Source organism: Pseudomonas mosselii, from assembly GCF_005796105.1.
GTDB classification, from domain to species: Bacteria; Pseudomonadota; Gammaproteobacteria; order Pseudomonadales; family Pseudomonadaceae; genus Aquipseudomonas; species Aquipseudomonas mosselii_C.
In genome coordinates, this window is the sequence record NZ_VAUO01000014.1 from 11,851 (window position 1) to 23,976 (window position 12,126).

Annotated in this window: 10 protein-coding genes; 1 reads left to right on the forward strand and 9 read right to left on the reverse strand. The window is 63.2% G+C overall.

The window, feature by feature from the left end; translation table 11 throughout:
* Positions 1 to 380: 380 nt before the first annotated feature.
* From FEM01_RS20935 to exaC, 9 genes are all read right to left on the reverse strand, one after another.
* On the reverse strand, positions 381 to 1,079 hold the full coding sequence (locus tag FEM01_RS20935) for a LexA family transcriptional regulator (protein WP_138221367.1): 699 nt from the start codon (positions 1,077 to 1,079) through the stop codon (positions 381 to 383).
* A gap of 162 nt (positions 1,080 to 1,241) precedes the next feature.
* Positions 1,242 to 1,769, reverse strand: a complete 528-nt coding sequence (ppa, locus tag FEM01_RS20940; RefSeq protein WP_003255365.1) for an inorganic diphosphatase — start codon at positions 1,767 to 1,769, stop codon at positions 1,242 to 1,244.
* 93 nt (positions 1,770 to 1,862) lie between these two features.
* Positions 1,863 to 2,678 (reverse strand): zinc-dependent peptidase, encoded by an 816-nt coding sequence (locus tag FEM01_RS20945; RefSeq protein WP_138221368.1) that lies wholly within the window; start codon positions 2,676 to 2,678, stop codon positions 1,863 to 1,865.
* Between the two features lie 7 nt (positions 2,679 to 2,685).
* On the reverse strand, positions 2,686 to 3,333 hold the full coding sequence (locus tag FEM01_RS20950) for a DedA family protein (RefSeq protein WP_138221369.1): 648 nt from the start codon (positions 3,331 to 3,333) through the stop codon (positions 2,686 to 2,688).
* A gap of 466 nt (positions 3,334 to 3,799) precedes the next feature.
* The gene (locus FEM01_RS20955; protein ID WP_138221370.1) at positions 3,800 to 4,258 is read right to left on the reverse strand and encodes a GNAT family N-acetyltransferase; all 459 of its coding nucleotides are present in this window, start codon (positions 4,256 to 4,258) and stop codon (positions 3,800 to 3,802) included.
* A gap of 108 nt (positions 4,259 to 4,366) precedes the next feature.
* A complete protein-coding gene (gene eutC / locus FEM01_RS20960) occupies positions 4,367 to 5,185 on the reverse strand; it encodes an ethanolamine ammonia-lyase subunit EutC (RefSeq protein WP_138221371.1) in 819 nt (272 codons plus the stop codon).
* A gap of 12 nt (positions 5,186 to 5,197) precedes the next feature.
* On the reverse strand, positions 5,198 to 6,592 hold the full coding sequence (locus tag FEM01_RS20965; RefSeq protein ID WP_138221372.1) for an ethanolamine ammonia-lyase subunit EutB: 1,395 nt from the start codon (positions 6,590 to 6,592) through the stop codon (positions 5,198 to 5,200).
* Between the two features lie 49 nt (positions 6,593 to 6,641).
* Complete coding sequence (eat, locus tag FEM01_RS20970) at positions 6,642 to 8,090, reverse strand: ethanolamine permease (protein WP_138221373.1); 1,449 nt, start codon at positions 8,088 to 8,090, stop codon at positions 6,642 to 6,644.
* Between the two features lie 215 nt (positions 8,091 to 8,305).
* The gene (gene exaC, locus FEM01_RS20975) at positions 8,306 to 9,826 is read right to left on the reverse strand and encodes an acetaldehyde dehydrogenase ExaC (protein ID WP_138221374.1); all 1,521 of its coding nucleotides are present in this window, start codon (positions 9,824 to 9,826) and stop codon (positions 8,306 to 8,308) included.
* 265 nt (positions 9,827 to 10,091) lie between these two features.
* On the opposite strand from exaC, the gene FEM01_RS20980 reads away from it, so the two are divergent.
* Positions 10,092 to 12,077: a sigma-54-dependent Fis family transcriptional regulator gene (locus tag FEM01_RS20980; RefSeq protein ID WP_138221375.1), complete on the forward strand. Its 1,986-nt coding sequence runs from the start codon at positions 10,092 to 10,094 to the stop codon at positions 12,075 to 12,077.
* Positions 12,078 to 12,126 lie beyond the last annotated feature (49 nt).

A 12,126-nucleotide genomic window follows, 5' to 3' on the forward strand; every position in this document is an offset into this window, starting at 1 on the left:
GTCATTGGGGCGTAGCAGTAGCGCTTGCGCGAGTAAAGGGCTGACAGCCGAGCGCGTGAATGCGGGGGAGGGGGTCATGAGCCGCTACCCATAGGGCAATGCCTACCTCCGGCATAGCGAGGCTCTCGGAAAACGTAGGAAAATCTGGGCAATTAAAAAGCCGGCTTGTGGCCGGCTTCTCGGGGACGATCTTGGCTCATTTTTGATAAGCCGCAATCGCCTTAAACGGTTGGCAACATGGCCTGAAAAAGATGGCAGACGTCTGTGTGAGACGTCGCCAGGCCCTCTGGAATGCGGCTTGCACCAACAGGGGGCGTGATGTGCGGCGTAGCATACTAGGGCTTGCCAGCGATGCCCAGCAAAAAATGGTGCGAGGTGTTTCAGGCCGGACGTGCGGCGCGTAGGCACGCCCACCAGAATACCCAGCCGACGATTTCCAGCTGGCGGGTGCGGCGCTGGTTCGGCGTGAGGCGCTCGACCGGGTGGTTGAGGCGATCATGGCTGTGCAGGCAGAGCGTGTCATTCGGGCCATGGCTGAGCTGGTGGACCCGCAGGTGGCCGTCCAGGAGTAATGCGTGGTACTCGCCGTCGGCAATCCAGGTGACGCTGCGATCGATGGCCAGCAGCGCGCCTTGTGGGATTAGCGGCGCCATGTTGCAGCCGGGCATGGCGACGCAGATCGCGTGTCGCGCGTTCACGCCCAGGTTATCGAGGGCTTGGGCCGGTAAGCACTGGTGCAGCCCGGCAGATGGCGTCAACCTGCCCTCGCGGATGTGGTGCAGCGCAACCGATATGCTTGGCGAACCCGGTTCGAGCAGCGCTTTGGGAGGCTCGGCGCGAGGCACGGCGGCGCGCGGGGCGACAAGGGGGTCGGGGTGCTTGGGGCCTTCGCCCGTGCGTAGCCAGCGCGGGTGCACGCAAAACAGCTCGGCAATTTCGTCGAGTCGCGCCAAGGGCACACCGCGCTTGAACCAGTTGTTGACGTGCTGAGGGGTAATGTCGCGATGGGCAGCGAAGTCAGAAGAGGTCAGGTTGCACTCCAGCAGGAGAGCTTTGAGGCGATCACCGGATGTATTCATGGGGAGGAGTGTATCGCCGGTGAATCATCAGGGAAATGAACCTGATGTTGATGCGATCTGTCTGAAAACGCCGCATTTGTAGGGCGCATCCTCAGCTTGCGTAGGCCTTTTCCTGCGGGCAGAAAAAAGCCCCGCCGAGGCGGGGCTTGCGTGTCTGATCTATCAGCCCTTGTAGGCGGCGACCGACTTGGTGATCGCGGCGCGGGCGGCGTCAGCGCCTTCCCAGCCTTCGATCTTGACCCACTTGCCCTTCTCCAGATCCTTGTAGTTGGCGAAGAAGTGCTCGATCTGCTGGATCAGCAGGGCTGGTAGGTCGGTGTATTCCTTCACGTCGACGTACAGCTGGCTCAGCTTGTCGTGAGGAACGGCGATGACCTTGGCGTCGCCGCCGCCGTCGTCGGTCATGTTCAGCACGCCGACCGGACGGGCGCGGATCACCGAGCCTGGAGCAACCGGATACGGGGTCACGACCAGCACGTCCAGTGGATCACCGTCGTCGGCCAGGGTGTTGGGGATGAAGCCGTAGTTGGCCGGGTAGAACATCGGGGTGGCCATGAAGCGGTCGACGAACAGGGTATCGCTGTCCTTGTCGATCTCGTATTTGATCGGCGCGTGGTTGGCCGGGATCTCGATAGCGACGTAGATGTCGTTCGGCAGGTCTTTGCCAGCCGGAATCTTGCTGTAGCTCATTGGGCAATGCCCCCGTGTTTGATCAAAAAAGTGGCGGCGATTATAGGCACATTCCACCGCTGCATGCCACGCCCGCCCTGATGCGTGGGGCATTCAGGCGGGGGGCTGGCGGTAGTCCGGGTGCTCGGCCTGCAGGCGCCGCAGGCGCGCCAGCGGGTCTTGGCGATAGAAGCGTGCCAGCTGTTGGTAGACCTTTGGATAAGTCGCGTGCAGCAGGTCGGGGGCGCTGAAAAAATACTCGCTGGTGACGGCGAAGAATTCGGCGGGGTTCTCTGCCGCGTATGGGTCTATTGCGGTTTCGCGGTCTGGGTCGGCGTCCAATTGGCGGTTCAGGTCGTCGTAGGCGTGTTGCATCGCTTCGGCCCAATCTTCGATACGCATGTCGTTGTGCAGCGGTGGCAGGCCGTTGGCGTCGCCATTGAGCATGTCCAGCTTGTGCGCCAGTTCGTGGATCACCAGGTTGTAAGCTTCCCAGCCGCCGCCAGCCAGTACGCCGTCCCAGGCCAGGATCACCGGACCTTGCTGCCAGGCCTCGCCGCTGTGCTCGGCGTCCCAGACATGCTCCACGCCGCTGGCGTCGCGGTGGCGCTGCGGGCTCTTGAAGTCGTCGGGGTAGAGGATGATCTCGTGAAAGCCCTGGTACCAGTTCAGCTCGCCCAGGTGCAGCAGGGGCAGCTGGGCCTGGGCGGCGAGGAACAGGCGCTGGCCATCGTCCAGTTCGACCCCCGGCAAGGTGGTCAGGTGCTTGTCATGCAGGAACAGCACGCAGGCCTCGCGCAGCCAATGGTCTTCTTCGTCAGTCAGCCCGTCGAGCAGCGGCAGGCGCTCGCGCAGCGTGCGCCACTGGGCGTCGTCCACCGGGTATCGGGCCAAGGTACGCCGGCGCCGCCAGGCGCTGAACGACCACATGTGCGGCTTAGTGGGCCTTGGCCGCGCGGCCCAGGCGCCCGCGCAGCAAGCCGAGAATCATCGGCACCAGTGACAGGACGATGATGCCCACGACCATCAGCGACAGGTGCTGCTTGATGAATGGCACGTTGCCGAAGAAGTAACCCAAGGTGACCAGACCGCCGACCCACAGGATCGACCCGGCCACGCTGAAACCGAGGAAACGGGGGTAGTGCATGTGGGCGATACCGGCGACGAAAGGCGCGAAGGTCCGCAGGATCGGCAGGAAGCGCGCCAGGGTCACGGTCTTGCCGCCATGGCGTTCGTAGAACTCATGGGTACGTTGCAGGTAGTCCTGGCGGAAGATCTTCGAGCGCGGGTTACTGAACAGGCGCTCGCCTGCCGTGCGCCCGATCACGTAGTTGGTGCTGTCACCGAGGATCGCAGCGGCCATCAGCAGGCCGGCCAGCAGTACAGGGTCCATGCCGCCCCCGGCGGCTACGGCGCCAGCGATGAACAGCAGGGAGTCACCCGGCAGGAACGGCATCACCACAAGGCCGGTCTCGCAGAAGATCACGGTGAACAGGATGGCGTAGATCCAGGGGCCGTAGTTGTTGACCAGCAGATCGAGGTAGGCATCGAGATGCAGGATAAGGTCCAGCGGGTTGAAATCCATGTACAGCACCTGTGTTCTTGTCCCGCTTCTACGGGCGCGCGATGACGGACGGCGTCTAGGGCGTGGGCAGATTCACCTGGGAGAAGGTAACTTTTCACACATGACTGGAAAGGGATTATACGGCGAAGACGGGAAAGTGCCCGGAGAGTTTGTAGCGGGGGGTTACGGCATTGTCAGCCGGCACTGCGCAATTTTCTGTAGGAGTTCACCCAGCCCTGCCGGGCTGCGCTGTCGTGCAGAGAACTGATTTCGCAAGCGCGCCACGTACCCTGTGGGAGCGGGCTTGCCCGCGAAGCAGGCGACTCGGTGTATGGCACCGGCTTCGCCGGTGTTCGCGGGCAAGCCCGCTCCCACAGGTCTCTGCTAAATCAAAAAGTTATGTGTAGTTCTATGAGAGCGGCCTTGTGCCGCGATGGGGCGCAAGGCCGCTCCTACAGGTTTTTGCGCAAAGCCTTGCCGCTTGGAGTCACTCCTGGCTGAGCGGCAACACGTAGTTCTCGAACTCGGTATCCTTGCGAAAGCCCATTGATTCGTAGGTCTTGCGCGCGACTTCGTTGCTGCTGCTGGTGGACACGCGCATGCGCACGGCGTTGGATTCGCGGGCCATTTTCTTGGCCTCGCGCATCAGGTGATCGGCCACCAGCATACGCCGTGAGTCTTCGGCCACGTAGATGTCGTTGAGGATCCACACACGCTTGAGCGACAGCGAAGAAAAACTCGGGTAGAGCTGGCAGAAACCGAGCAGCTTGCTGTCGTCGTCCAGCGGCATGGCCAGGTAGATCACCGACTCGCCACGTTCCAGGCGTTTTTTGAGGAAGGACTTCGAACTGTCAGGGTAGGGCAGCTCGCCATAGAACTCGCGGTACTTCACGAACAGCGGGGTGAGCAGGTCGAGGTGTTCCAGGGTTGCCTTGATGATGCGCATGGGCGGGCCTCAGAGTCCATTGGGGGATACGGCGAATTGCCAGCAGCGTTCATCCGCATGCTGCCTAAAGCAGGCGACAAGCGCAATCGGCCATCGGTGACAGGTTTTTTACCCTTCACCAAGCAGGAAGTTCCCGTTTTTGTTGCCTGAATCATCGCTTTCGAGGCTTTGGATTTCGGCTTCGTCCTTTAGGTTCACGCCCGAGAGCTGGCGCCGGCAGGCTTCACGCATCAGATATAGCAGTCGATGGGCGGCCATGCCGTAGCTCAGGCCTTCAAGGCGTACGTTGGAAATGCAGTTACGGTAGGCATCGGTCAGGCCGACCTTGGGCGCATAGGTGAAGTATAAGCCCAGGCTGTCGGGGGAACTCAGCCCAGGGCGCTCGCCGATCAGCATCACGGTCATGCGTGCGCCGAGCAGCTCGCCCACTTCGTCGGCCACTGCCACGCGGCCCTGCTCCACCAGCACCACCGGGGCGCGGCTCCAGCCGTCGGCGGCGGCCTGTTCGTCGAAACGCGTCAACAGCGGCAGGGTGTGACGGTGTACGGCCAGCGCCGACAGGCCGTCGGCGACGACGATTGCCAAATCGACCCCGCCGGGGTTGGCCTGAGCGTGCGCGCGCAGTTGCTGGGCTGAGTCCTCGTGCAGGCGCCGGCCCAGGTCGGGTCGTTGCAGGTACTGGTGGCGGTCACTGGCGGCGCTGCGCAGCAACAGGCTGTCGCGGCCACGCTCGCTGAGCTGCTGGCGCAGGCTGGCGTGGTCGAAGGGCAGGTGCACGGCGTCGCGGGCTTGGGCGTGGGCGTACTGGAAATCCAGCTGGGCGCCAGTGGGCAAGCTGATGCCGGTGCGGCCCAGGGCGATACGCGCCGGGGTGAGGTTGCGCAGGGCCAGCCAAGGGTTTTCAGGGGTGGGGCTGTGTCGGTCCATGGTCGGTCGTCCCTATGCCAACTGCGCCAGGGCCTGGCGGAAGGCTGGCGGCAGGTTGTCGCCGAAGCGGATGCGCCCGTCGGCTTGGGTGAAGATGCCGGTGCGCTCGAGCCAGGCCTCGAATTCCGGGCCGGGGCGCAAACCTAGGGTCTGGCGCGCGTACAGCGCGTCGTGGAACGAGGTGGTCTGGTAGTTGAGCATGATGTCGTCGGAGCCGGGAATGCCCATGATGAAATTGATGCCGGCCACCCCCAGCAGAGTCAGCAGGGTGTCCATGTCGTCCTGGTCGGCTTCGGCGTGGTTGGTATAGCAGATGTCGCAGCCCATCGGTACGCCCAGCAGCTTGCCGCAGAAGTGGTCTTCGAGCCCGGCGCGAATGATCTGTTTGCCGTTGTAGAGGTATTCCGGGCCGATGAAACCGACCACGGTGTTGACCAGAAACGGCTTGAAATGCCGTGCCACGGCATAGGCACGGGTTTCGCAGGTCTGTTGATCGACGCCATGGTGGGCGTTGGCCGACAGCGCACTGCCTTGGCCGGTTTCAAAGTACATGAGGTTTTGCCCGACGCTGCCGCGCTTGAGCGAAAGCCCGGCCTCGTAGCCTTCCTGCAAGACGTTGAGGTTGATGCCAAAGCCGGCGTTGGCCGCCTCGGTGCCGGCGATGGATTGGAACACCAGGTCCAGCGGCACGCCGCGGTTGATCGCCTCGATCGAGGTGGTTACGTGGGTGAGTACGCAGGCCTGGGTAGGGATGTCGTAGCGTTGGATGATGGCGTCGAGCATTTCCAGCAGCGCGCAGATCGAGGCAATGCTGTCGGTGGCTGGGTTGATGCCGATCATGGCGTCGCCATTGCCGTACAACAGGCCATCGAGAATGCTCGCGGCGATACCGGCGGGCTCGTCGGTGGGGTGATTGGGTTGCAGGCGCGTCGAGAGCCGCCCACGCAGGCCCATGGTGCCGCGAAACGCGGTGACTACGCGGATTTTCTGCGCCACCAGCACCAGGTCCTGCACGCGCATGATCTTCGATACCGCCGCTGCCATTTCCGGCGTCAGGCCCGGTGCCAGGGCGCGTAGGCTGTGTTCATCGGCCTGCTCGCTGAGCAGCCAGTCGCGCAGGCCACCGACGGTCAAGTGGCTGACCGGGGCGAATGCTTGGGTGTCGTGGGTGTCGACGATCAAGCGGGTGATTTCGTCGTGTTCGTAGGGGATCAGGGCTTCGTTGAGAAAGTGCTTGAGTGGGATGTCGGCCAGGGCCATCTGCGCGGCGACCCGTTCGCCGTCATTGCTGGCGGCGACGCCGGCCAGGTAATCGCCCGAACGCGCTGGGCTGGCCTTGGCCATCACCTCCTTGAGGCTATCGAAGCGGTACAGCTGGTTACCAACGGTGTGTACGAAAACGGCCATACAGAATCTCCAGGGCGCCACCGGGCGAACCGGTGGCGCAAGTCTGCGATCAGTGCAAGGCCTCTTCGGCCTTCTGGATCGCGGCGAATTCCTCTTCCGGCGTACCGGCTACCAAGTGGTGGCGGCTGTAGAAGGCGAAGTAGGCGATCAGTACCGCGTAGATCAGCGCTGCACCAATCACTACCCGTGGGTCCACCAGGAAGCCTGCGACCACCGCGATGCAGGCCAGCACCAAGGCGACACCGGAGGTGAAGATGCCGCCGGGGGTGCGGTACGGACGCTCCATCTTCGGCCGGCGAATGCGCAAGGTGATGTGCGCGGCCATCATCAGCACATAGGACAGCGTAGCGCCGAATACCGCCACCAGGATCAGCAGGTCGCCTTGACCCGTGAGCGACAGGGCGAAACCGATCAAGCCCGGAATCACCAAGGCCAGCACCGGGGCCTTGCTTTTGTTGGTTTCCGAGAGCTTGCGCGGCAGATAGCCTGCACGCGACAGCGCGAAGATCTGCCGCGAATAGGCGTAGATGATCGAGAAGAAGCTGGCGATCAAGCCTGCCAGCCCGACCAGGTTGACGAAGCCGCCCATCCAGGTGGACCCGCCGTAGGCCTTGGCCAGTGCCTCGACCAGTGGGTTGCCCGAGGACTTCAGGGCTTCGGCGCCCGCGCCACCTGGGCCCACCACCAGGATCAGCAGGGCAAAGGCCAGCAGTACCAGCATCGCGCCGATCAGGCCGCGCGGCAGGTCACGCTTGGGGTTCTTGGTTTCTTCTGCGGCCAGCGGCACGCCTTCGACCGCCAGGAAGAACCAGATCGCGTAGGGAATCGCCGCCCACACCCCGACATAGCCGAATGGCAGGAAGCTGCTTGCACCGACAGCGTCGGTCTTGGCGATGTCGAACAGGTTGGCTGCATCAAAGTGGGGCACCATGGCGATCAGGAACACTGCCAGGGCGATGGCCGCGATGGCGGTGATGATGAACATCAGCTTCAGCGCCTCGCCCACCCCGAAGATGTGAATGCCGATGAATACGACGTAGAACGCCAGGTAGATCATCCAGCCGCCAATCCCGAACAGTGACTCGCAATAGGCGCCAATGAATACGGCGATGGCCGCCGGGGCGATGGCATATTCGATGAGGATCGCGGTACCGGTGAGAAATCCGCCCCAGGGGCCGAAGGCGCTACGGGCAAAGCCATAACCACCGCCTGCGGTGGGGATCATCGAGGACAGCTCGGCCAGCGAGAAGCACATACACAGGTACATGGTCGCCATCAGCAAGGTGGCGAGGAACATCCCGCCCCAGCCGCCTTGGGCCAGGCCGAAGTTCCAGCCGGCGTAGTCGCCGGAGATGACGTAGGCCACTCCCAGGCCGACCAGCAGTACCCAGCCAGCAGCACCTTTTTTCAGTTCGCGTTGCTGGAAGTAGTCGGAGCCGACTTTTTCGAAGTCGACGGAGGAGTTTGCCGGCGCGCCGGCGGATTGATCGCTTGGCATGGATTCACCTGTTTTTTTGAGTTATGGAGCAGCTTCAAGCTGCAAGCGGTAAGTAGAAGCAGCCCGCGTGAGGCTGCTATCACTTGTCGCCAGAAGCTCGAGACTGCTCTTCTTGGTGATGGGTACTGCATGAAACGAGCCACAAGCGCCAGGAAGCGGCTTCACAGCGGCCCGCTCTTTCTTGGCGCTTGTAGCTTCAAGCGTGCAACGGGTGCTTAGAAGAAGCCCAGCGGGTTGATGTCGTAGCTCACCAGCAGGTTCTTGGTCTGCTGATAGTGATCGAGCATCATCTTGTGGGTTTCACGGCCGACGCCGGACTTCTTGTAGCCACCGAACGCGGCATGCGCCGGGTACAGGTGGTAGCAGTTGGTCCACACACGGCCGGCCTTGATGCCACGGCCCATGCGGTAGGCGCGGTTGATGTCGCGGGTCCATACCCCGGCGCCGAGGCCGAACTCGGTGTCGTTGGCAATGGCCAGGGCCTCGGCTTCATCCTTGAAGGTGGTGACGCTGACCACCGGGCCGAAGATCTCTTCCTGGAACACGCGCATCTTGTTGTTGCCCTTGAGCAGCGTCGGCTGGATGTAATAGCCGGTAGCCAGCGAGCCTTCGAGCTGTTCCACCTTGCCGCCGGTCAGCAGCTCTGCGCCTTCTTCCTGGGCAATCTTCAGGTACGACTGGATCTTCTCGAACTGCTGTTGCGAGGCCTGGGCACCGACCATGGTGTCAGTGTCCAGCGGGTCGCCGCGCTTGATTTGCAGCACCTTTTTCATCACCACTTCCATGAACTGCGGGTAGATCGACTCCTGCACCAGCGCCCGCGACGGGCAGGTGCATACCTCGCCCTGGTTGAAGAAGGCCAGCACCATGCCCTCGGCGGCCTTGTCGATGAAGCTTGGCTCGGCCTGCATGATGTCTTCGAAGTACACGTTGGGCGACTTGCCGCCCAGTTCGACGGTGGACGGAATGATGTTCTCGGCGGCGCACTTCATGATGTGCGAGCCCACCGGGGTGGAGCCGGTGAAGGCGATCTTGGCGATGCGCTTGCTGGTGGCCAAGGCCTCACCGGCTTCGCGGCCATAGCCTTGCACCACGTTGAGCACGCCCTTGGGCAGCAGGTCGCCGATCAGCTCGAGCAGTACAGTGATGCCCAGCGGTGTTTGTTCGGCGGGTTTGAGCACCACGCAGTTGCCGGCAGCCAGGGCCGGTGCGAGTTTCCAGGCGGCCATCAGCAGTGGGAAGTTCCACGGGATGATCTGTCCGACCACGCCCAGCGGCTCGTGGATGTGGTAGGCCACGGTGCTGTCGTTGATCTCGGCGGCGCCGCCTTCCTGGGCGCGGATGCAGCCGGCGAAATAGCGGAAGTGGTCCACGGCCAGGGGGATGTCGGCATTGAGGGTTTCGCGGATCGGCTTGCCGTTGTCCCAGGTTTCGGTGATCGCCAGCAGTTCGAGGTTCTGCTCGATGCGATCGGCGATGCGCAGCAGCACGTTGGAGCGGTCCTGGACCGAAGTGCGGCCCCAGGCGTCGGCGGCGGCATGCGCGGCATCCAGGGCTTTTTCGATGTCTTCGGCAGTGGAGCGAGGGAATTCGGCGATCAGCTGGCCATTTACCGGAGAGGTGTTTTCGAAATATTGCCCTTTCACCGGAGCGACGAACTCACCACCGATGTAGTTGCCGTAGCGAGTCTTGAAGGAAACCTTCGCACCCTCGGTGCCGGGATGTGCGTAACGCATGGTGTGTCTCCTGATCGTTGTGATTGTTGCGGAGTTTCAAAGCGTAGAGCAAAGCTTGGGCCAGCGCCTGGAGTCCCTTGCCAATCAATGACTTGGGTCATTTTTCGGCACGCTGACAGGCGCTGGCGTGCCAGCGCTGGTACAGCGGGAGTGACACTTTGTACCGTTTATGGCGCGCTCGGTGACTAGGTGGTCAGGGCAGCATTGCAAAGCGCACCGGCCTGGGGGATGCTGGGGGCACGCGTATCTGCGGAGAACAACAAAAATGCAGAGCAACCCTTTCAGCCGCCATGCCCAGCAAGTGCTCACCGTCGCCCACGGCAAGGCCTGCGGGCCGGGCAGCGACCCTTCGATTGCCCGCTCCTGGCTGCGTTGCCTGGAGGACTACCACCTCGACCCCGAGCGAGCCCAGGCGCCAGTGGTGCTGGAACATGGCCGCCTGCTGGAGAGCCGTGAGGGCCTGCGCCAGGTGCTGCAGATTGCCGACACCGAGATGAACAGCCTGCACCAGCAGTTGTCCGGGGCAGGGCATGCGGTGCTGCTCACCGATGCGCGTGGCGTGATCCTCAACTGCGTCACCGCCGCCAGTGAGCGGCGCATCTTCGAGCGTGCCGGGCTGTGGCTGGGCGCCGACTGGAGCGAGGCCCGCGAAGGCACCAATGGGATCGGCACCTGTCTGGTCGAACGCCAGGCCCTGACCATCCATCAGGATGAGCATTTTCGTGGTCGCCACACCGGTCTGACCTGCTCGGCCAGCCCGGTATTCGACCCGCATGGCGAGCTGCTGGCGGTGCTCGATGTCTCGTCGGCGCGCCCGGATGTGTCGCGCCAGAGCCAGTTCCACACCATGGCCTTGGTCAACCTGTCGGCCAAGATGATCGAAAGTTGCTACTTCCTGCGTCATTACGAGCAGCAATGGCTGCTGCGTTTCCACTTGCAGGCTGAGTCGGTCGGGCTTTTCAGCGAAGGCCTGCTGGCCTTCGACGGCGATGGGCGGATCTGCGCGGCCAACCAGGGCGCGCTGCACCTGCTTGGGACCGTGCGTGGCGAGCTACTGGGTAAGCCGATGGAGCAGTTCTTTGCCTGTAGCCATGACGCGCTGTTCTGCCGTGCCACGCCCCAAGGCAGCACAGCCTGGCCTTTGCATACCCGCGATGGGCGGCAGGTGTTCGCCAGCCTGCGGGGCCGGGCACGCACACCGGTGTGGTCGGTGCCGGTGGCGTTGGGTGAGCCGCGTCGGCTCGTCGAGCCGGGCATCTGCCTACTCGACGCTGCCTTGCAACATGAATTCAGCCGCGCCGTGCGCGTGTTCGAGCGTGATGTGCCATTGCTGCTGCGGGGCGAGACCGGCTGCGGCAAGGAGGCATTCGCCCAGGCTGTGCACCAGGCCAGTGCGCGTCGGCAGAAGCCCTTCGTGGCTATCAATTGTGCGTCGATCCCCGAGAGCTTGATCGAGAGTGAGCTGTTCGGCTACCGGGGCGGCAGTTTCACGGGGGCGCGCAAGGAAGGCATGCGCGGCAAGCTGTTGCAGGCCGACGGCGGTACGTTGCTGCTGGATGAGATCGGCGACATGCCGTTGGCCTTGCAGACCCGCCTGCTGCGGGTGCTGGAGGAGCGCCAGGTGGTACCCATCGGCGGCGAGCCGCAGGCGGTGGATGTACGCATCATCAGTGCCACGCACCGTGATTTGCTCGAACGGGTAGCGCAAGGCAGCTTCCGCGAAGACCTCTATTACCGCCTCAATGGCCTGGAAGTGTTGCTGCCGGCGCTGCGCGAACGCAGCGACAAGAGCCAGTTGCTGGACGCTCTGCTGCATCAGGAGGCCGAGGGGCAAACGGTGACCCTCGATCCGGCTGCGCGTCAGGCATTGCTGGCGTTCGACTGGCCGGGCAACGTACGGCAGATGAAGAACGTACTGCGCACCGTGGTGGCGTTGTGTGAGGAAGGGGTGGTTGGTTTTCATGATCTGCCCGCTGTCATCCGCAGCGCTGCGGTCCCTGTAGGCGCGGCCTTGTGTCGCGAAAGGGCCGCAGAGTGGCCCCCGATATCCAGCGGCGTTGGCAATTGCGCCGGGGCTGCTGCGCCGCCCTTTCGCGACACAAGGCCGCTCCTACACGCCGAACGCGATGCGCTGCTCAGCGTGCTCGAGGCAAAACGCTGGCACCTGACCCAGGTCGCGGAGCACCTGGGCATCAGCCGCAACACCCTTTATCGAAAACTGCGTAAACACGGCATCGCCAGGGCCGGCTGAGCGAAACATCGGGTGCGATTTCCCGCGCCGTGGGCTACCCTGCCTCGAC